A 1,363-nucleotide genomic window follows, 5' to 3' on the forward strand; every position below is an offset into this window, starting at 1 on the left:
CGGGTGACGACCGAGGAGGACTTGCGCGCCTGGGTGAGCGTGGCCGCCGAGGGGTTTCACTTCAACCAGGAAACGGCGCAGAAGCTGACCGCGCTGGCCCGGGGTCCGGTGCTCGACCCTAACTCGCGCGCCCACCTGTATCTGGGCCTGCTGCATGGCGAGCCGGTGGGCACCGCCCTGAACATTCACGGCGAGGAGATTGCGGGCGTGTGGTGTGTGAGCATCCTGGAACGGGCGCGTGGGCGCGGGATCGGGGCGGCCATGACCACCGGGCCGCTCCTAGCGGCGCGGGAGGCAGGGTATGCCTCGGCGATGCTGGGGGCGACCGAACAGGGGTTTCCGGTGTACTCACGCCTGGGCTGGGAAGTGCAGTTTTCCGCGCCCATCCACCTGGGAGGCCCGGCATGACCGGGCTCTCCGGGGGTGAAGCCTGGCGAGCCCGGGACATGCAGGTGGAGTGGTCCGAAGCACTGCCTCAGGAGGTGCTCGCCGCGATGCGCGCTGACCTCTACGCTCAGTTCGTGGACGGGTACGCTTCCCTGCCGCCCGACGCGCGGACGCGCCTGGGGATCGAACAGGTGGACTTCGGGGCGGGAGTGCTGGCCCTGGTGCGGTCACTCCCTCATCCCGCGTTCAACCTCGTCCAAGGCTTTGGCGTCACGTCCCCAGTCACCGAGGCGGATCTGGACGCGCTGCTGGGAGCGGTGGAACAGTCGAGACCGCCTGCCTGGGGGCTGCCTCTCGACCCCCGCACCCGTCCGATGGACCTGAGGATCATGCTGGAGGCGCGCGGTCTGCGCGAGGTGTTCCGGGAGGTGACCCTGTACGCCCCGGCCTCCGCGGCCCGTCAGGCGCTGGCCTCCTTCACACGCGCCCTCCCGGAGGTGAAGATGGTGGGGCCATACAACGTGCTAGACGTCGCGATGTTCATCACGGGACAGTTCGGCCTGCCGAGTGAGATGACGGAACTGGCGCGACTCGGCCTCTCTGACCTGGGCTGGATGGGCTACTTCGTGCCTGGGGAGACTGGGGTGAGCAGCGCTGGCTTCCTCACGGTGGGTGGGAGCGCCGCCCTGCTGCACACGGCCGCCACCCGGCCGGAAAATCAGGGCCAGGGTGGACAGAGCGCACTGATTCTGCGGCGCCTCCAGGAGGGCCTCGCCCAGGGATGTGAGCACTTCCTGGTGGACGTGGAGGCCGGGCAGGACAATCCCAGTCGCCGCAACCTGGAGCGCCTGGGCTTCCGACCCGTGTTCGAGGTGCCGTTCTACACGGCGGCGGAACCCGCCGACTGAGAATCCTGGGACGGTTGCCCCGGCTGCCGCAGTTTAGCGAGCAGGGGTTCCAGAGGCGCAGCCCGGCC

2 protein-coding genes are annotated in these 1,363 nt (G+C 69.3%); both read left to right on the top strand.

The window, feature by feature from the left end; all coding sequences use genetic code 11:
* Positions 1-408: GNAT family N-acetyltransferase (locus tag IEY49_RS21305; protein ID WP_229780937.1), on the top strand; the 408-nt coding region annotated here is incomplete at its 5' end.
* Positions 405-1,295, top strand: a complete 891-nt coding sequence (locus IEY49_RS19785; RefSeq protein WP_189011923.1) for a GNAT family N-acetyltransferase — start codon at positions 405-407, stop codon at positions 1,293-1,295. The genes IEY49_RS21305 and IEY49_RS19785, both read left to right, overlap by 4 nt.
* Positions 1,296-1,363 lie beyond the last annotated feature (68 nt).

This window comes from Deinococcus malanensis (assembly GCF_014647655.1).
Lineage (GTDB): Bacteria > Deinococcota > Deinococci > Deinococcales > Deinococcaceae > Deinococcus > Deinococcus malanensis.